Annotated in this window: 14 protein-coding genes; 2 read left to right on the top strand and 12 right to left on the bottom strand. The window is 55.2% G+C overall.

The features are described 5' to 3' along the window. Nucleotides 1-38: 38 nt before the first annotated feature. From OHL19_RS02635 to mnmE, 7 genes are all read right to left on the bottom strand, one after another. On the bottom strand, nucleotides 39-971 hold the full coding sequence (locus OHL19_RS02635) for a creatininase family protein (RefSeq protein ID WP_263356032.1): 933 nt from the start codon (nucleotides 969-971) through the stop codon (nucleotides 39-41). Nucleotides 972-1058: 87 nt separating this feature from the next. Next, nucleotides 1059-4337, bottom strand: coding sequence for a TonB-dependent receptor (locus OHL19_RS02630; RefSeq protein WP_263356031.1), 3279 nt, complete (start codon nucleotides 4335-4337; stop codon nucleotides 1059-1061). Between the two features lie 212 nt (nucleotides 4338-4549). After that, nucleotides 4550-6448: an ankyrin repeat domain-containing protein gene (locus OHL19_RS02625; RefSeq protein ID WP_263356030.1), complete on the bottom strand. Its 1899-nt coding sequence runs from the start codon at nucleotides 6446-6448 to the stop codon at nucleotides 4550-4552. A gap of 25 nt (nucleotides 6449-6473) precedes the next feature. Then, nucleotides 6474-7862: a DUF1552 domain-containing protein gene (locus OHL19_RS02620; RefSeq protein WP_263356029.1), complete on the bottom strand. Its 1389-nt coding sequence runs from the start codon at nucleotides 7860-7862 to the stop codon at nucleotides 6474-6476. 56 nt (nucleotides 7863-7918) lie between these two features. After that, nucleotides 7919-10537: a DUF1592 domain-containing protein gene (locus tag OHL19_RS02615; RefSeq protein WP_263356028.1), complete on the bottom strand. Its 2619-nt coding sequence runs from the start codon at nucleotides 10535-10537 to the stop codon at nucleotides 7919-7921. Between the two features lie 368 nt (nucleotides 10538-10905). Further along, a complete protein-coding gene (locus tag OHL19_RS02610; RefSeq protein WP_263356027.1) occupies nucleotides 10906-12105 on the bottom strand; it encodes a glycoside hydrolase family 55 protein in 1200 nt (399 codons plus the stop codon). A 109-nt stretch (nucleotides 12106-12214) separates the two neighbouring features. Further along, a complete protein-coding gene (mnmE, locus tag OHL19_RS02605; protein ID WP_263356026.1) occupies nucleotides 12215-13636 on the bottom strand; it encodes a tRNA uridine-5-carboxymethylaminomethyl(34) synthesis GTPase MnmE in 1422 nt (473 codons plus the stop codon). Between the two features lie 158 nt (nucleotides 13637-13794). On the opposite strand from mnmE, the gene OHL19_RS02600 reads away from it, so the two are divergent. After that, nucleotides 13795-14535, top strand: a complete 741-nt coding sequence (locus OHL19_RS02600; protein WP_263356025.1) for a methyltransferase family protein — start codon at nucleotides 13795-13797, stop codon at nucleotides 14533-14535. 17 nt (nucleotides 14536-14552) lie between these two features. On the opposite strand, the gene OHL19_RS02595 is transcribed toward OHL19_RS02600, so the two are convergent. The 5 genes from OHL19_RS02595 to ruvA all read right to left on the bottom strand — a co-directional run bounded on the left by OHL19_RS02595 (nucleotide 14553) and on the right by ruvA (nucleotide 17817). Then, nucleotides 14553-14963, bottom strand: a complete 411-nt coding sequence (locus OHL19_RS02595; RefSeq protein ID WP_263356024.1) for a DUF4260 domain-containing protein — start codon at nucleotides 14961-14963, stop codon at nucleotides 14553-14555. Nucleotides 14964-15054: 91 nt separating this feature from the next. After that, a complete protein-coding gene (locus OHL19_RS02590; protein WP_263356023.1) occupies nucleotides 15055-15351 on the bottom strand; it encodes an HU family DNA-binding protein in 297 nt (98 codons plus the stop codon). 268 nt (nucleotides 15352-15619) lie between these two features. Beyond that, nucleotides 15620-16393 (bottom strand): DUF2461 domain-containing protein, encoded by a 774-nt coding sequence (locus tag OHL19_RS02585; protein WP_263356022.1) that lies wholly within the window; start codon nucleotides 16391-16393, stop codon nucleotides 15620-15622. A 107-nt stretch (nucleotides 16394-16500) separates the two neighbouring features. After that, a complete protein-coding gene (locus OHL19_RS02580) occupies nucleotides 16501-17115 on the bottom strand; it encodes a hypothetical protein (RefSeq protein WP_263356021.1) in 615 nt (204 codons plus the stop codon). 111 nt (nucleotides 17116-17226) lie between these two features. Then, the gene (ruvA, locus tag OHL19_RS02575; protein WP_263356020.1) at nucleotides 17227-17817 is read right to left on the bottom strand and encodes a Holliday junction branch migration protein RuvA; all 591 of its coding nucleotides are present in this window, start codon (nucleotides 17815-17817) and stop codon (nucleotides 17227-17229) included. 422 nt (nucleotides 17818-18239) lie between these two features. Between ruvA and OHL19_RS02570 the strand changes: the two genes are divergently transcribed. Continuing rightward, a complete protein-coding gene (locus OHL19_RS02570; protein WP_263356019.1) occupies nucleotides 18240-19202 on the top strand; it encodes an Ig-like domain-containing protein in 963 nt (320 codons plus the stop codon). Nucleotides 19203-19269 lie beyond the last annotated feature (67 nt).

Below are 19269 nucleotides of genomic sequence, written 5' to 3'. Positions count from 1 at the left end.
GAAATCCCTACCCATTCGTAACTGACGAATCATTCCCTCTAGCGCGTTCCCGCAGAGGCATCGGGCTTTGCCTGTGCATCACTCCCATGTGCAACCAACTCCTGAATCTGCTGCACTCCGTAATCAACCTTCAGATCGATAAACCGCTTTCCCAGTTCGAACGAACTCCGCCGAGCATCTCCACTGATTCCATTATGAATCAGTTTTACATTGGGGTCGGGAGTAGAGCCCGGCTTTCTTGGAGCATCCCCCAGCGCCGTCGGGAGCAACTCCTTGCGAATCCAGGGCTGATCGCCTTCCAGGTACAGCATTTCTGAAGTATCGGGAATGCCTGCGTGCGTGCTCGGCGGATATCCATTCTTATCCAACCATGCGAAGAATGCATCGTTGGCTTTTGTGTACGGTCCATCGGAGTAGAAGACATGCACTCCTTGCGGAGCGTACTTTGCATCCAGTTTTGATGCAACGTCCTTCAGCTCCTTCTGGCCACCGCCATGATCCCCCAGCAGAATTACGTTCTTGAAACCATTGATAATCAACTGCTCAGCTACCTGTTCATTAATCTCGGCAAATACCTGCCCGTTGATCCCAATGGTTCCCGGCAAATCTGCGCTCGCCCTGTTCACGGAAAAAGGCAACACGGGAGCGACCAGCGCATTCCCCAGCTTTCTCGCGATCGCATCGGCAGTTGCATGCGCAATGAAGTTATGTGCACCTGTAACGCCCTGTGGCCCGCGCTGCTCCGTGCCGCCATTGAATAGAAGCGCTGTCGTCTTGCCTTCCTCGTGAATGGCCTTATAGATCTCAGGCCAGGTCAGCAGTTCGATATCTACAACCTCTGCGGCGTGTTTCTTCGTAGCAGAAGCCGCTGTATTTGCGAGGGGCCTGGCGCCTGCGGCAACACCACTTACAAGCAGAAGCGACGCTGCCAATCCCGTCAGAAAATGATTTCGACTTAATCCCGTTTGCATCTTAATCCTCGATTCTCTTTTGGCGATTCAATGAATGCATTGGCTACTGTTATTGCAGCACCTGAAGCACAGTATCTTGAGCACAGATCAGAAGATGTACTTCAATCCAAATTGAAGTTGCCGATTAGCCAAAGCAGTGGAAGTAATCTCGCCAAACGTACCGGACGCTGCGTTGCTCCCTGGAGCTGAAAAGTTAGGGTGATTAAATGCGTTGAAGGCCTCGGCGCGCACCTGCAATATCTGCCCTTCACGTACCTCAACATCCCTGAAGAGTCCGGCGTCGAAGTTTTGAATGCCAGGCCCGCGCAGGCTGTTGCGAGCAGCGTTGCCGTAATTGAATACATATCCGGCAGCCTTGTTGTTGCTGAGGTTCTCCCCGTTGGCAGGATCATTAGGACGGTAGGCTGCAGTATTAAACCACTCCTTCACCGACTTGTGGGACAGGTTCGGATCTCCTACGACAAACGCACGATCGGTAGCGCCAGTGTCAGACGCCAGACCATCCGTAGTTACAGGAGAGAAGGGCCTGCCACTCTGCAGTGTAAGGATACCCGTCGCTCTCCATCCACTTACAAGCGAACGAACTAAGAGTGGAGATCCCGCCAGCCACTGCTTTCCGTTGCCAAATGGCAGATCGTAAATTCCGTTTGTAATGACGCGAAACTTCTGATCAAAGAGAGAAGGTCCCCACTCTGAACTTAGGTTCAATGGATTCTGTGGCGAGTTATCGCCATTCGTTCCACCAAGGTCGAGGGACTTGCTATACACGAAGCTCGATAGGAAAGTCAGCCCACCTGAAAAACGCTGTTCCGCACGCAGAACGAGGCTGTTATAGCTCGATGAAGAAGCACCTGCATAATTGGTAATCGACGACCATTGATTCCAGGGCCGGCGCGATTGAATGCTCGCTGAAGCATTCGCCGCAACCAGGGGTTGATTGATGTTGTAAGGAAGGATGAAGTGCGTGCCCTTGCTGCCCTGGTACGTGATCTCAACCAGCGTCTTGTGATTGAACTCATGCTGTACACCGAGGCTCCATTCCTGGTTGTAGGGCGTAGCCAGGTTACGGGGCACAGTAGTGATGGAGATGGCTCCAGCCTTGATTCCAGTAGGAATTGGATTGGCCCATGTCGTTCCCGAGTAGCTCTCCTGAATCACAAACGGGGAGCCCAGTCCGAAGGCCGCAAACAGGTTTCCATCGCTCACGATATTTTGGCTGTAGTAGAGTCCGTACCCACCGCGGATCACAGTATCTGCGCTCGATCCCGGTCGATACGCAAAGCCGACGCGTGGCGCGAAATTGGTCCAGGGCATGTTGGAATTCGTATGCGTTACCGGAACCGTTCCTATCTGCACGAGATGACCTGTTGAAGGATCGACGGAGTACTCCTGCCCATTGCCCGTGTTCAATGTAGCCGCAGTTGAATCGAAATAATCGATCTTGTTGTTTTTCTCTTTTTGCTGGCCATCCAGATCGTAGCGCAGACCATAGTTCAGAGTGAGCGAAGGTCGAATTCTCCACTCATCCTGTGCGTAAAACGCTCCGCTCTTTTGCAATGGATACTGATCCAGATTGCCATTGCCATAGGAAAGAGTTGCGATGTTACCCAGCAGAAAATCGGCAAATGCATTTCCTGTATATTGGCCCGTGAAACCAAAGGCTCCGCGTCCCGTTGTGACATAGAACGAATGCTTGAAGAAGTCCAGATAGCTTCCACCAAACTTCAACGTGTGGCTGCCGCGAATCAGCGTTACCGCATCGGTTACGTTGATCACATTGTCGCCACGCCACTGTGGATCACCGGTAAGACCGATGCTCGTATAACCAGTGATTGCGATGCCCGGCAGGCCAGTATTGCCGCGTGCCGAAGATTGGAAATCATAAGCTCCGCCCTGCGGCAAGCCAAGCGCAGCTACTTGATTGCCTAGACCGCGATCCTGGTTCTGATAGTTAGCCGCCATGCGATTGAAGCCTACGCGCGCCTCGTTATATAACGTAGGAGAAAAAGCATGATCATCGTTGATAGCGACATGCTGGTAGAGCTGCGGCTGATCCACACCATATCCCGGCAGGTATGGGCTGGACCCTGTTAGTGCGGCGCCTGAATCCAAACCGCTGTAGAGCGTGTATGCAACTCCAAACGTGTTCTTGCTGGATATAACTTGATCGACCCGAACCGTGCCCTGATCTGCATTCGAAATGTTGGCTCGGGGGTTGGTGACATTTACCGGTGTCGTCGCCGCGGACGTAGTGCCGGGCCAGAAACCACCATTCAACAGGTACACGCTCTGCGTGGCAACCTGGCTGGATGGAATCAGATATGCTCCTGCTGTGTTCTGGCTATAAGGTGTGCCGGTACCCGGTGCAGCAACGACTGCGGAGGAATAGATTTCATAGAATCCTGCCGCATCTGGAGCGCGTTCTGCCGCATAAGGAATCTGCTCCAGGCCAGGCTGCAGCGACTTGCTACGCGTACCTTCATAGGCGGCGAAATAGAACGTCTTATCTTTTCGCACAGGCCCGCCGAGCGAACCACCGAATTGATTGCGTTGCGGCGGATTGCCTCCATTGAAGTAATTCTCCGCAGCCAGATTCGGCTCTGCATAAAACTCGAACAACGTACCGTGGATGTGGTTCGTTCCAGACTTGGTAGTCAGGATTACCTGGCCACCGGCCTTTTGCCCATACTCCGCTTCATATACACCGGTGAGAATTCTGAACTCGCGAATCGCATCCACTGAGGGCCGCACAGTGGGCTGTCCCGTTGTCCAATCATTGTTATCCACGCCATCGAGAAGATAGTTGTTCACTTCTTCGCGATTACCTGCGATGTTGAATCCACCTCGCGCACTCAGGCTTGAACCGCTCACCGGGTTCGAGACATTCGGATTCAGTTGTGCAAGCTGCCAGAAGTTTCGCCCATTCAGAGGAAGATCCTTGATCTTCTGCTCGTCGATAACAGCGCCGTTGGAAGAGTCTTCTGATTGAATCAGCGGTGCGGTCGTCGTCACCGTCACTTCCTCTGCCACGCTGCCCACGGTGAGATTCGCATCAAGTCGTGCTTCCTGATCTACCTGTAATACGAATCCCTTGTAAACACGCGGTTGAAATCCATCCGCACTCACGGTAATGGCGTATGTCTGAGCTGGCAGCTCAGGGAGCACATAGTCTCCCGATTCGTTGGTAACGGTTGTCCGCTCGATACCCTTATCCGTGTTCCTGGCAATGACCTTGGCGCCGCGCAAAGCAGCTCCCGAACTGTCGCGCACAGTTCCACGCAGGGTTGCTGAAATGCCCTGTGCCAGCGCACCTCGAGATGAAATTAAAAGTAACAATACAAGAATGAAGACAATACGTTTGTACATAGCAAAACCGACCTTTCTGTTGGCTCTCCGTAACGCAGAGATGCAATGAATTCCCTTACCAAATAGCTCTTAAGGCGCACATTCGTGTCTGTACGTCTCCAGCTGCATATAAGTCTTTGGCTTTACTCTCTAGCGGCAACAACAATGCATGCCGAGAGGCATTCGCATCGCGGGGAGAGAATGGGGAATCAACAGAAGGGTCGATCGAGTATTCATAGCTTGCTCTTTCCTATCGTCACAGTCACTGGTATCTTTTTTCCTTCTTTCGATAGTTCTTCAGCCTTTGTCGGCTCGGAAGTCTTATCCGTATCTGCCGAAGCGGTTGGCTTTTTCTCCGCTACAAGTTTGTCTTCTTTGGGAGGAACTACGCACTGATTGGAGCGGCAGTTATGCGAATTTTCCGATCCCATGCTCTCCAGCAACGCCACCGTGTCGAGATGTGGAATCGAATGTTCGAACAGCCCGTTAGACATATCCGCCACCGTGTCGCCAGCCTTGCTCTTTACTTTTACATCCGCTCCAAGGCTGACAAGATACTTCACCATCTCGTTGTCACCACGATAGGAGGCGCCGTGTAATACGGTGTATCCCTTGGCATCCTTGGCCTTCACGTCGCCGCCATGCTCCAGGCAATATTTCACTGCATCGATTCGCGGATAAGGCGCGTTCGCGGTCCAGTAAGCCGCCCATCCAAGACCCGCGGCAAGCATCAGCGGAGTGTCGCCGCCCTTGGTCGCCAACTGCGGATCAGCGCCATGCTCCACCAGCAGCTTCATAGCTCCCAGGTCCCCGGCCTGCGCGGCTCTCCAGAACGTTGAAGCCCCTGCGGGATCAACCCATAACTCGTCGTTCGCAAAACTGCGGAACCACAATTTCTTGGCAATCACCGCGTTTGGATCTGCCCCATGCTCCAGTATTAGCTGGGTCAAATCGAGGTAGCTGATCTTCTCCGCCGTCGTAAGCGGTTGCGGATACCACGTATGCGGAGCCCACTGTACATCCACGACAGCAAACAACGGAGTAACTCCATCGACCGTTGCCAACTTAACGTTGGCTCCACTCTCGATCAAAAGCTTCGCCAGGTCATAGTGCCCGTTGATCGCAGCCAGAATCACCGGTGTTGCATGGTCCGTATCGCTGGTTTCATCGAGGTCCACGCCGCCGCGAATCAACTCGCGTACCGCAGCCTCGTGACCATCGCGCGCAGCTACCAGCAGGGCGCTCAAACCGCCGATGGTAGTGGCTCCATAAACAGCATTTTTTCTACGCTCGGCGATCTCTTCTTCTGCTTTTGTGAGAACCGGTTTGGCTGCTTCAGGCGCCGTTTTTTCAGTGACCGTTTTTTCAGGCTTTGCTGTTACAGTCGACGCCGTTTCAGTCGCTGGTGCATGTTGATCTCCCGCCGCAGCGCCGGTAGGAGTTGATTCAGGCTTGCCTTTTCCTGTCTTTTCAGCTGGTGAAACAAGTGGGTCGCCGTTCACACCGAGGCTTACGCGCGTCAACTTTGCAACCTGCGTCTTTATCTTCCAGTCCGCGCCTTTACTCAGCAGAAGCTGCACAACTTCAGCACGGTCCTTGGCCGCTGCGAAGAACAGCGCAGTCTGGCCATACGTCTTCTCCTTCGCATTGATCTGTGCACCGGCAGACAACAACGTACGCACCGATTCAACATTGCCGGAAGCAGATGCCAGCATCAGAGGAGTCGTTCCAACCTCGTTGGTTTCATCAACCCGAGCGCCGGCATGTAGCAGCAGCTCAACCAGACGAACATCCCCGTCCTGCGCGGCTAAATGCAGAGGCGTAAGCCCCTCGATCCGCGTGCGAACATCGGTCTTCGCACCCGCAGCCAGTAGGAGTTTCGTCAATTGAACATCATCGGAATACACGGCCCAGTGGAGCGCCGTGGTTCCGTCGCCCTCCGCAGCATCCAGTGCGGCGTGGTGATGCAGCGCCTCACTTGCGGCTTGAAGATCATCAGCGTGCGCTGCGCTAAGCAACACGCTTCCCCAGTGTTCACGAGCTTTTTGCGCAGCGGAGCCTGCCACCTCGGCATGCACACTGGCTCCGGCGAACGTGCTCAACAAAAGACCCGCGCTGATTAATTTCTTCATATCAAACTCCACGCATCACCACTACTTAGATCGCCAACTCACCCGTGCTATCACCAATCGAAGGCAAATCCATACCAAGCCTGCGCATCAACGTGAGATACAGATTTGCAGTCGGCGTTTCCTCTGCTGTCTTCAAGTGAAAATTGCCCTTGATCGCTCCATTCGCATGACCGGCTACAAGCATTGGAACGCGCTTGTGGTTATGCACGTTCGAATCTCCCATCGGGCTTCCATACAAAATGGCCGAATGCTCCAGCAAATTGCCATCGCCGTCTGGAGTCTTCTCCAGCTTGTCGAGGAAGTACGCGAGCAACGAGACGTGATAGCGATTCACCTTGGCGAACTCGGCAATCTTCGCCGGGCTCTCACCATGATGCGAAGCAGAATGAAAAGGCGTGGAAACTCCGACTCCAGGAAACACCCGCTGACTTACATCGCGGCTTAGCTTGAATGCAGAGACGCGTGTCACATCTGCCGCAAACGCCAGCACCTGCAGATCAAACATCAGCTTCACATGCTCGTCATAGTTTTCCGGAATGCCTACGGGAGCAGTCGGCAATTGAGCGTTTGCGCCCGCCTCACGCGCCGTTGCGTTATAGCGCTCAATGTTCTGAATACGCGTCTCAAGACCGCGAACGTCGGTCAGATATTCCTCAAGACGCGCTTTGTCCGGACCGGCAAGCGTTCCATTCAAGCGCTTAACATCGCCGACAATTCCATCCAGAATGCTTTGATCAAGACTGCGTCGTGCAGCACGCTCTTCAGCCGTTGCGCCATCGCCAAACAAGCGCTCAAAGGCCACACGCGGATCGCGCAGCATGGGCAGTGGCTGAGTCGGCGAAGCCCAACTGATCGTGTCGGAATACACGCATGCATAGCCGTATGCGCAAGCTCCCGTTGCGTCCACATCTTCGATGCAAAGCTGCAAACTTTCGAGAGGAGTACCCTGCCCAAATCGCTTGGCATAAAGCTGATCAATCGAAATGCCCGCAGAGATGTCCGAGCCCTCAGTCATCTTCGGATGCGCCGCCGTAAGATATGCCGCGCTCGAACGGAAATGGTCACCGCCCTCTTCGCTGGGGGCGAACGAGCCTGCCGCTTTCAAGTCCGTGCCGGTCACAACGGTGAGATATTTGCGCAGGTCCTTCAAAGGCTCAAGCGACGGAGTTATCTCAAAGTCCGCACCTTCTTTCGCGGGAGACCAGTAGTGCTTGTTGGTTCCATCCATCGTGCTGCCCGCTGCGCCATGCACGATCTCAATAGCCGCAAAGCGCGTCTTCGCTTTGGTAGTCACCGCAGCCGCAACGATTGGATTCAGTGACGGAACCATGGCGTCCAGCAGCGGCAAACTTACTGCCGCTCCGAGACCCCTCAACACCGAGCGCCGTGATAGATGCTTTCCTTGAATAAACATTTTCTATACCTTCTGCCATCTCGATCGCCGAACAGATGGCCTGTCTCTGTTGGCTTCTACTGCGCTGTCCGAACCTGCTCTGATGCATCCGATGAAGAACGCTCTACCTCAATCGGCCTTGCTGCAAGAAATGCTTCTACCCCATGCTGCTGGCTAGAACCGGATGCCTTCAGCACACTGTCTTTTCTGGGCTTTCCATGCGTATCAGGCTGAACATTGACAGCAGGCACCGTACGCCGCTGGAATGCCGGGCTGGTAACAATCCCCAGCACAAGATCAGAAAAGCGATAGTTGTTCGCAGATGCCCCGGCAACAATCGCGCGTATCTCAGGCAGGTCTTCCGTCTCTGGAATCCGTCCCAGTCCATACGCATACAGGTTCTCGGTCAAGGCTCTTAAAAATGCTTCCGGCCGCTTCAACACTGCGCGCCGCAAGCTGGCAGGGGAATCCAGCGGAGTTCCGTCAAACAGCACTCCGGTTGCATCGATCTTTTCGCCGTTATCGCTGGAACGCCATGCACCTGTCGGATCGTAATTCTCCAACGAAAATCCAATGGGATCCAGGAAGCGATGGCAGCCCGCGCAGTTGGGATTTTTACGATGCTGCTCCATTCGTGCCCGAACTGTGCGCACGCTTGCATCGTCGCCTGCCTCGGTCAACGCAGGCACATTCGGCGGTGGCGGCGGCGGAGCTGATCCGAATAATACCTGCATCACCCATTTGCCACGCGTGACGGGAGCTGTCCGATTGGCGGTCGAAGTAAGCGTGAGAATACTCGCCTGCCCCAGCAATCCCTTGCGATTCTCGTCCGTGATAGTGATCCGCCGAAAACGGCTTCCAGATACATTTGCTATGCCGTAATGCCGCGCCAATCGCTCATCCACGAAGGTGTAATTCGCCCCAAGCAAATCCAGAACGCTGCGATCTTCGTGAACAATCGAGCCGAAGAATAGTTCCGTCTCACGCAACATGGACTGGGCAAGATTCTGATCGAAATTTGGGAAGAGATAGACATCCGGCAAAACATCGTTCAGATTCTTGAGGCTCAACCACTCGACAGCAAAGTTCGTTTCGAGGGGATCGGAATGTTTGTCTTTCAACATCCGCCTTACTTCACGCGCCAATACTGCACGGTCGTGCAACTGTCCTGCAACTGCAACTCGCAGCAGTTGCTCGTCCGGTGGTGCGCTCCACAAGAAATACGAGAGCCGCGAGGCCAGCTCGATGTCGCTTACGCGATAGCTCGTTCCGGGCGCAGCCCTGGGTGGCTGCTGTTCAAAGCGAAATAAAAATTGCGGATTGGAAAGGATGGCCTGCAATGACGCGCGAATGCCTTCATCAAAGCTGGCTCCCGCCTGTCGCTGCTGCGTGTAATACTTCAGCGCGCCGTCTACATCTGCCGCCTTTGCGGGCTTGCGATACGCGCGCCGCACCAGGCTCGCAACGATCTTTCGCGCTGCGGCAGTCTCCTGCGTGGGAGCGGATGGATAGGCCACGAAGATACGCTCACGACTGGGCGTGGGCGAAACGCCTGTTACTTTCGAGGGGCCGAGGATGCCAAGACTGCGCAAATGCGGCAATGTCGTCAGTCCCGGCAGATTGGCTACATTTACATCGATGAGGCTCTGCTCATAGGGCTGCACCTCATCCTGAATAGGCCCATCAAATTTCTTCACGAACGCTGCGGAAATCCGCTGCGGGCCCGCTGCAATCTTGATAGGAGGCGTGCGCAGATCGTCCGTGTCCTTGTACTTCACGTCCACATCAATTAACGCGACACGCGTACCGTTTACCGAGATTTCAAGCTGCTGTCCCTTACCCTGATTCTGCCCAAAGAGATAACCCTGTTGATGCGTATAAAACGCCACCTTGAAGACATACTCTCCATCCGCAGGGAAGTTATGAATCATGCTGATGCCACCGCGCGTCCCCAGCGGTGCTCCATCAACCTGGCTCGTCTGCGAGATCACGCGTGGAACAATATACGTCGCCATCTGTGCAGAGGCCGTAGGATCACCAACCGCAAGCCGGCTGATCTTTCCCGCAGCCGAGATATAAGCCTCAAACAGCGCGGGCGAAACCGTCAGCACATCTGCCATGTTGTTGAAGCCGTGACTAAGATCGTCCGGAGGCAGCAGCGAAGCAGCGTCGATGTCCAGGTCCAGTAGAGCCTTGATTGAATTCGCATACTCCACGCGATTCAACCGGTGCAGCGCAGTAAAACCGGCATAGGGATGCGCAAGCGCAACCCGATCCAGCCGATTCTCAATCCCCGATGTAAAGCCCGCCAGCTCTGCCTCCGGTGGTCTCGGAGCCTTTGGCGGAGGCATCATGCCCGCACGCAGCTTACGAATCACCTTCTCTGCAACAACAGGATTTTTATCGGGATGCGCGAGATCCAGCGTCTTCAACGACAACCCGCCACGATGGATGTCATCGTTATGGCAGCCCGCGCAATAGTCTTCCACCAGTTCGTTTGCGCCATCTATAGAGTGCGCAACAGCTACCGGATTCGCTTTCAGATTTTTTGCTGCAGCTTGCGCTGAAAGATGCGTTGCAGCTACAGCCATCGCGACAACGGCACCAACCGCGGCAATTCGGCTCACGGTTGCCGGGCGCAGCTTTAGCGTACTGCTTTCACCATTTCCAGCAAGGGGCTGTAGAGAATGAGGCATTTACTGAGACCTTCCCAGAAGCGACCCTCGGCCGCGGTGGGAGCCCTTGACGCTGACTCAACGTTCACAGATTCATGCCGGAACAGATATATCTGGCAAAGGAATCAGCAACATGCGACGCTGGAGCGAAAGGCTAAATGGATTGAATGATAGGAAATGAGCGACAGGGGAGCGTTAACAACAACAACAGGTAAAGCGGCACATTCGCATGAGGTGCGAAGCGCCAGCCATAACCGGACGTGAGGAAAAGATCGTCATAACGCGGTCGTCCTCTAAGAAATACCACTCAGTCCCGAAATAAGTCAACCTTCGCAACCAAGACAGTCAGTTCAGATAGGCAGTCCTGATAGACGATCCAGAAGCCGGACTTACTGTATGAGGGGCGGCCCATTGGTGCTGTCGTAGGTAATGTCGATCTTCCCATTGTCGCGGCGGGTATTAAGGCTGTAGGGCCACTCCGTAGTGAAATTCCCATCCGGCAGACGGCCACGATAGCTTGTTACCTTATCGCCGATATAAACGCCGCCTGCCCCGGCAATGACGAACCCACTCGCGGTCCTGGAGGACGCATTCGTGTTCTTTTGAACATAGCCATTGGAATCGGAGACGCACCCCATGAACACGTTGTCGGCGCCGTTGTCGAAGAACCCGTTGGTATAACTATCTTCCGTTTGAACAGCCGTTAGGATGTTCCGCGAACCCGATACATATACCGCAGCCTCCGTCGCGGCGACCCCGGTGTTTCCGACAGTCCCAACTGTCCCGACGGCCCCGCCATTCCAGATGACTTCGCCGGAGGTGAACCGGTTGTTCGCACCAGCAAGATGTATGCCGGCTTTACCGTTCCGCTCGATCTGAAAATTCGTGAATCCGCTGTTCGTTCCCTCTGTGTACAAGCCGTTGACGCCGTTATCGAACGCATAGAAGTTATCGAAGAACAGCATGTAATTGAAGGCATTGATGTGAATGCCATCAACAGAGCAATGCGAAAACATGACCTCTTCGACATGGCCCCATTTTTGGGCGTTGACGGGGGCGGTTTGCTTATTCGCGGTGTTCCACTCTGCCGGTCCAGTGGCTGTTGGAGCAACGAAAAAACAGTTGCCAATGCCACCTCTTCCAGAGTTCCCGTCCAGTGTCAGGCCGGAGATGCTGAAGTTGAATGCATCGGCAGGCACAGTCAGAACATCGGACGCGGTATGCGGCTTGAGCATCAGGACAGAGGTGCCCCATCCATCGCCCTTCATATGCACATAGGATCGAAGTGTGATTCCTGTGGTGATATAAACACCCGCCGGAAAATAGAGAACGCATCCGTTGTGCGGAAGAGCGCGCGTGACGCACGCCGACATCGCAGAGTTGATGGCCGCCGTGTCGTCAGCATGCCCATCTCCGATAGCTCCGTAACTGACGACGCTGATAGCAGACTGCCCAGCAGGGCCGGTAGCTGCGGCGACGCCGGGTCCTCCGCTGCCTATCGTCGAATCCGTTGCCTGGGCATGAATGAAGGAGGAAGACAGTATGGCGCTCAACACGAGCACCGACAGACAACTCAAAATATGCTTCATCGTATGCCCCTGATAACGGCCATCGTAACGAAACAAGTGTAAGAGCGGAGTGCCCGCAGGGATGTCATTAGAATGTCATCCATTTGCATCGTTTTACGCGGTACCGTTTCTATTTGCCGATGCAGAAGGTGCTGAAGATAAGGTTCAAAACATCATCAGGAGTTGTCTGGCCTGTGAGTGAGTCGAGGACCCAGAGCGTCCGGTAAAGATCGAGCAGGACCATTTCATGGGGAATGCTCTGTGCGATAGCGCGAGCCGCATCCTGCAGGCCTTCCAGTGCAGTTGTAATCGACTTGTGATGCCGCAGGCTGGTCAGCATTCCAGGTTCAGAGGCGGCTCCGCCCGTTGCCAGAGCGAGGATTGCTTCCCGTAACTCGGCGATCCCCGTTCCCGTTACAGCCGATGTCGTCAGCACTGGAATTCCAGCCTGCCCCATCGCCAGTTCAGCGACTTCTCCAGTGCTTGCGATGAGATCGCTCTTATTCCTCGCAATCAACACTGGACGACCTGTCACCGAGGCAAACAGCCGCAGATCTTCTTCATGCAAAGGCTGCGTTGCATCCAGCACAATCAGCACGATGGCTGCATCGGCCAGCGCTTCGCGGCTACGCACAATCCCCTGCCGCTCCGCCTCATCTGTCGCTTCCCGCAATCCAGCTGTGTCGACCAGTTCCAGCGGAATTCCACCGAGTGCAATCCGCTCGGTCACAGTGTCCCGCGTCGTACCGGGGATGGGGGTGACAATCGCGCGTTCCCGCTCAACCAGCGCATTGAACAGCGAACTCTTACCCGCATTGGGACGGCCCACAATCGCCAGCGTCAGCCCATCGTGCAGGATGCGGCCGTGCGCGAATGTTGCCTCCAACGCCTGCAGCGGAGGAATAATCTCGTTGATTCTCCTGAGGATTTCCGTCTCCGGAGCGACCGCCAGATCATCCTCGGCAAAGTCGATTCCTGCCTCAAGCAGTGCGATCAGTTCGAGCAGCGCGTGTTTCGCAGGCGTGACGCGCCGGCTGAGCGCGCCGCCCATCTGGCTTGCTGCCAGCCGCGCCTGGGTAAGCGTCTGGGCCTCGATCAAGTCGCGTACTGCCTCTGCCTGTGTGAGATCGATGCGTCCGGAGAGAAACGCTCTTTGCGTGAACTCGCCCGGTTCGGCCAGCCGTGCGCCCAGATGCAACGCTTTCCGCAAAAGAATGTTGAGCACAATCGGCGAACCATGCGCTGCAATCTCAACCAGATCTTCTGCCGTATAAGAATTCGGCCCGGCAAAGTAAGTCACCAGTGATTCGTCAATTCTGCCGTCAATCCTGGCTTCGACTTCCGACTCAATTTCAGACTCGACTTCAGAGTCGGAATCCAACACATCGGCAAGACGCGCTCTCCCATGCTCAAGCGGACCGCGTAAACGCACTAGTTGCGTGGCAATCGAAACAGCCTCGGAGCCACTCAGGCGAACAATGCCGATGCCGCCACGTCCCGGCGGAGTGGAGATGGCTGCGATGGTGTCGTGGCTGGAAACTTCAGTAGGCACCTAACCATTGTAGGGAATCTCATTCGCTGCCTTGTAAACCTCCGCTTTACAAGCTTCCTTCAGGATTCGCGCGAAGGAACCTTTTTTCCTGACGCGGCGTAAGACAAAGCAGTCCGCCGCCTGGCATTTACTCTGGTGCAGGACGAAGAAGAGGAAGCATGAAGGCGAGCGCGTTAGAGTTCCGGTTTCGCATGTTGATTATTTTGTTGATCGTTCTCCTGGGCTTTTTAGCGCCCTGGGGCCGCTACCTGCACCTTGGCCGCTTGACCACAACATGGCTCTGGCTAGGCTTTCAATTGGGAGGCCTGGGTCTCACGTCGACAGCGGGAATTCAAATCGCGACCGGACTGACGATTGCCGTCGCCGCCTTGGCTGCAGCGCTGCGCGTCTGGGGCACAGCTTATCTCGGCACCTCCACGGTGAACAACGCGGAGATGAAGGCCGGGCAAGTCATGGCCGACGGCCCATACCGCTACGTGCGCAATCCGCTCTATCTGGGGACATGGCTGATGATCGCGGCCATCTCCACTCTCATGTCCCCATCGGGAGCAGCGGTCACCCTGGTATTGCTGGCTATTTTTCTTTTCAGGCTCATTCTGGGAGAAGAGGCATTTCTGGCCAGGCAACTCGGAGAATCGTACCTGGCCTACAAAAAGTCTGTGCCGCGGCTGCTGCCCTCTCTGCGGGCGCGCGTTGCTCGTGGCGGCCGGTCGCCACGCTGGAGCTTTGCCTTGCTGAGCGAGATCAGCGCTCTGGGAATATTCGTGAGCTTTGCTGCTTTGAGTTGGCAATACAACGCCCAGCTATTGGATCAGGCGGTGCTGGTGAGCTTTGGAATCTCACTGGTCACACGAGCCCTGCTGCAAAATAACTCCGGAACGCAGCAGGCCATTGGGTAGCTATACCAGTACTCTGGCTATTTCCCGAGACGCGTCAAATGCGTCATGCCAAACCCCGTTGAATACTTCAAACCAAATCCCAGGAATCGATCCACACCGATGTGGTTGAACCAGATGAGCGCATAGGGAAGCAGTGCCGCTCGCGGCAGCGCCAGGGCGAGCACGACCATCGCTGACGGCAGCAGGTAGGAGTGAATCGCGTTATAGCCACGCGCTCCCCACCGTGGACCTGCCAGGTAGGCAAGAGCGCTCAGATCCGGCGCCAGCCAAAGGACACCGAAAAGCATCCAGCTCGCTCCCGTTCGGGCATGAACCTGTGCATACAGCAGCACGCTGATCACGGTGACAGCCAGGCCTTCCAACCGCAAAAGCCATATCAGCGGTGAAGCAATAGCGGTAGAGCGTGGGGTGTTCTCCTGCATAGTCATCTCTGTTCATCTTCTCAGATCTTTTGTTTTCGTTCGGAAAAACAAACGGGCAAGCCGTCATGGCCTGCCCGTTTGCCGTACAAGAACAATGTTACTTCTTGACTGGTGCGATTACGTCCTTGGCAGCCTTGGCCACGCGGAACTTGACCACGGTCTTTGCCTTGATCTTGATCGCGGCGCCGGTCTGGGGGTTGCGGCCAACGCGGGCCTTGCGCTCTGCCTTTACAAGACGACCGATACCCGGGATGATGAATACCCCGTTCTTCTTGGTCTCTTTAACTGCAGTCTCGGCCAGGGTCTCAAGGAAGGCTCCAACCTGCTTGTTGGTGAGCTCCAGCTTTTCAGCAAGGAGACGAATAAGGGCTGTCTTGGTCAATCCTGTTGCCATTGTGTTCTTTCCTCCGATGTTTGCGGCTAGCGCATTTTTTGAAATTTCTTCCGTTGCCTGGTGACGCCGGTTTGGTGCTGCCCGCCTGAGAATTGCGCCCCGGCAACGTGTGCGCAAAGCCCCGATTGAAAGTTGCAAATCGTCAATGTTGACGCGGGTCCGGAGAAACCTATCGTTCGTTACCTTGCGTCTTTTGGCACAGAAAAGTCAACCGGAAAAGCCACATTTCCACAAGAATTTGCGGGTTTTGTTCCGAAATAGTCGGTTTTTAACGGGTTTTAGCCGTTTTTGGCCGATCCGACAGCGCAAAGAAGACTGGTTTGCGAGGTTCCACACTCGCTGCAATCGGCGCATTTAAAGCAGCTACCATCGGCGCGGCGAGCCTGAAATGACGCACCAGTTCTGCTGTGAACTTTGGGCTCAGAGCAGCCTCCACAGGCAGCGTCGCCGCCAGCCCCCACTGCCTGCACTGGATCAAATCGATCGCAGGATGATCTGCCGGAAAACCCTTTGGCGGCCGGGTAAGCGCGCTGCCCTCAAACTCGCGAAACGCCTTGCGCACGGCAGGCTTGTTGAGCAACCCGCGAAACTCCGCGTGGTGATCCAGCAGCCAGTGGCGAACGGCTGCCAGTTGCTCTTTTTCCGGCATATAGACGCCAGCGGCGATAGTGACCTCTTTGGCAGCAATGTGAAAGTAGTAGCCCGCGCCAGATGTCTTATCGAGGCCGGTGTGCGTCCACCACGCGGCAACATGATCCTTGTAGGGCCGCTTGTCATTGGCAAAACGCGTGTCGCGATAAATGCGAAACAGCGACTTTTCCGCAGGCCGCACATGCTCCGGTGCAAAATCCAGCATGGCATCCGTCACCTGGCGAATGATGGCCAGCATCGGCTCCTTCAACTCCGATTGGAAGACGGCTTTATTCGTATTGAACCAATCTCGCGCCTCGACTGGATCTTTCTTATTAGCACGAACCAGCGCACGCAGAAACGCCAGGCCTTCTTTGCGAAGGTAGGTGGTTGGGGCTGAAGGGGTTTTCACAGATTTAGGCATACGGACGGAGTCTAGCAGCCTTGGCCAGATGCAGGTTGCGATGTAGAAATGAGGATTTGTGCGCCGAACTCTTATTCGGGAGACGAATCGCGACCCTACGATTCCGATGCAATTTGTTCGTCTGTTAAAGTGGCCAGCCGCGCAAATGTTTGAAGTTGATCGGCCAGGAGTGCAGGCAGAGAACGCCGTTCTTCCGCATCCCACTTGAATTCATCTCTGATATCAAAAAGACGGACCAAATCGTCTGTTGCCGGTTTCCTGCTCCACAGAATGAATTCAAGATGGCGTGCTGCGCGATATGGATCACGTGTGCCAGCGATTACCTCGCGTGCTATTTGGCGAGTAGCGATTAGCTTGGCATGTGTTTCTGAAAACGTGTCGGGAATTCCAAGTTCACGAAAGACTTGCGTAACAAGAGGCTTGGCATCGGCGGTGGAATGGATTTCGGTCTCGCCTGCAAGACGAACGAGAGCCGGAGTATCGAAACCAGCTTCCAGAAGATCTGCTGCGATGCGAGGCATTTCTTCGCCATGCAAGTCATGGCTTAACCACCGGGCAGCAAGCAGGATCAGGGTGAGCGGCGAATCGGGAGGAGGAACCTCAGGGAACATCTCTGTTAGAGGTCGAGCCATTTCCAGATGCAGCAGAGTCAGTTCGATCTGCGGCGATTGAAGGCTTGTGAGAAAACGGCGAAGGAAAGTCCCAACCATGTTGGAATTATGCGCGATTTCTCGCGCAGGTACGTTAACGAAGTACCCGCAGAGACAAAAGCAGATCCTTCACTGCGTTCATGCTGACGATGCTTTATGCAGATGGTGAGACTACCGAATAATTTTCAAAGCCGCACGGAAGAGTCCATCGAAATCGCCAGCCAATGCAGCCTCTTTATCCACCGCATGCTGGATTGCCTTTTCCGCCGCTGGCCTCTGGTAACCAAGATTCGTCAGCGCCGAAAGCACGTCCTCGACTGCCGCTCCATGCACGCTGGAGGGAACTGGAGCCGCAGCGAAATCGTCCAGCTTGTCTTTCAGCTCCAGCACCAGCCGCTCGGCCAGCTTTTTGCCCACGCCCGGAATGCGGGTCAGGGAAGCGTGGTCCTGGGCGCGAATCGCGGAAACGGCGCGTTCTGCCGAGAGCCCGCTCAACAGCGTAATCGCCAACTTGGGTCCAACGCCGGTCACCGAAATCAGCCGCTCGAAGAGCCGCTTTTCGTCGCGCTCCAGAAAGCCGAAAAGCGCAATCTGATCCTCGCGCACCTGGGTGTGAATGTGCAGAGCAGCCTCGCCGCCCACCGCAGGTAACGCCGTAAATGTCGGCACGGAGATGGTCACGTCGTAACCCACGCCTGCAGCCTCAACAATGGCCTGGCCCGGTTGCTTATGAATGAGTTTGCCGCGCAGGTGAGCGATCATCGTTTATACCTGTTCCTGTCCTGCTCTCAACAGGATCATACGGCCTTACCCCGCATCCCGACAGCAGGAGCATCCCCTTTTCTCTGGCGGCAGCTTACCTCAGACCTCCGAAGCCGTCTTTTAGATGAACCCTTCCGGTTGATCCTGTTGATCGTTCGCCGTTTACTGGCACCGTTCGCTAGAATCGCTCACTGGAATCGTTCGCTTGCATCCTTCATTGGGTACAAACAATAGTTCTCTGAAAAATGGCGGATTGGGCGCCCTCAGTTCGCCCATCTGGCCGGTTATGGCTATATCGTTCGCCTGAGCGGGGCAGGCCGGATACAATTAGGATTCGGGCTCAGATGACAGTCTGGTGCGGTATTACGAGATTCTTGGGTAGAGGTTAATTGCGGGTGAGCAAAGAAATTTGGATGCGTCGGATGGCGCGAGCAGGAATAGCGTTGGCGCCGGGCTTAATAATGGGCCTGATCGTATTGCCCGTCGGGTTTGCCGCAATAGGCGGATCAGTTGCAGCCGCTCAAACGGCAGCAGCCCAAACCGGTAGCCGTACCTCGCTGACCGTAGAGACGAGTCAAGTCGCAGGACATACCGTTGCGACCTTTACTGCAACTGTCCTCGGTGAGGACAATGCCCCGGCCACTGGCGCGGTAACGTTGATGGATCAGGGTAAGCCCGTTTCTGGCGCGGCCCTTAATTCCGAAGGCAAAACCGTACTTAAGCTGGACTCACTGACCCCCGGCGAGCACACTCTGACCGCAGCCTATAACGGCGACAACCTGCACGCTGCGTCCGAGTCAGAAAATGTGGTTGTGCATCCAGAAGCCACCGCTCCTGCGCCGGACTTTTCGTTGGGCATCAACCCAGCGACACTGTCTCTGACCGCCGGCGCATCCGGTACCGTGATAGCCACAGTTGCCCCGGTCACAGGCACTGGATTCACCGGATTCATCAGCCTCTCCTGCTCAGGACTGCCGGCCTATACGGCTTGCACCTTTAGCCCGGCAAATCTGCAGATTACTTCCAAGACTCCATCGCTTACCTCAAGCATGAGCCTGCAGACCACCGGAAATGGCGGTACGCTTGCACAAAATCGCAGCACGGCAAGCCCCCTGGTTTTAGCTGTCATGCTGCCGGGAGTTCTCGGACTTGGCCTGCTCGGCCGCAAGCGCAAGCTGTTGGGACGCGTAGCGCTTCTGGCGCTGATTGGCGTAATCAGCATACTCGGCACAACAGCCTGCTCCGCACGTTATGACTACCTGAATCACGGGCCGCAGACTCTCGGAACAGGCCCCGGCACATTCACTATTACCGTTACGGCACAAACCAGCGACGGTGTGAACGCAACCGAACATTCCCAGACTCTGGCTCTGACCGTCAAGTAGCTTTGAGTTATCTTAAGTAATCCCTTATTCGTATAACTCTGGCCGAAACGAAAGAGATGATTCAACA

Origin of the sequence: Acidicapsa ligni (assembly GCF_025685655.1) — a bacterium.
In the GTDB taxonomy this organism is placed as follows: Bacteria; Acidobacteriota; Terriglobia; order Terriglobales; family Acidobacteriaceae; genus Acidicapsa; species Acidicapsa ligni.
This window is presented reverse-complemented; position numbering and strand designations above follow the sequence as displayed.